Origin of the sequence: Microtetraspora sp. AC03309, assembly GCF_020826795.1 — a bacterium.
Classification (GTDB): domain Bacteria; phylum Actinomycetota; class Actinomycetes; order Streptosporangiales; family Streptosporangiaceae; genus Microtetraspora; species Microtetraspora glauca.
In genome coordinates this window covers 1-442 of record NZ_JADDIL010000521.1, presented here as the reverse complement: position 1 = coordinate 442, position 442 = coordinate 1, and the positions used below count along the sequence as shown (strand labels likewise).

General features: G+C 55.0%; 1 pseudogene. It reads left to right on the top strand.

From position 1 onward, the window contains the following. Window positions 1-442 (top strand): annotated as a pseudogene (locus IMZ11_RS44165) (BREX system P-loop protein BrxC); the annotation flags it as partial.

Here is a 442-nt window from a genome sequence, read left to right as displayed (position 1 = left end):
GCGCAACGGCAACATCTACGAGTACCTCACCAACGAGGAACAGGAGATTGAGAAGGAGATCAAGGGTGTCGACATCGACTCGTCCGAGGTCTCCAGCAAGCTCTTCAAGTACCTCTCGTCCGACATCTTGAAGACCAACAAGATGAAGTACGCGAAGAACGGCCAGGACTTCGCCTTCGGATACAAGCTCGATGACATTGTCCAAGGCAATCAGCGCGAGCTGACCGTCCACTTCATCACCCCCGAGACGAGTTACACCGACGACGAAATCAAGATGCAAAGCGCGGGTAAAGATGAGCTCCGCGTCTTCCTTGGTCGCGACAAGCGGTTGCTCGCCGACCTGCGCCTGTTTGTGAAGACGGAGAAATACACGAAGCAACGCACAAACTCCGGCGCCACATCGTCAATGCTGGCCATCCTTCAAGCCAAGCAGGTGCTCAAC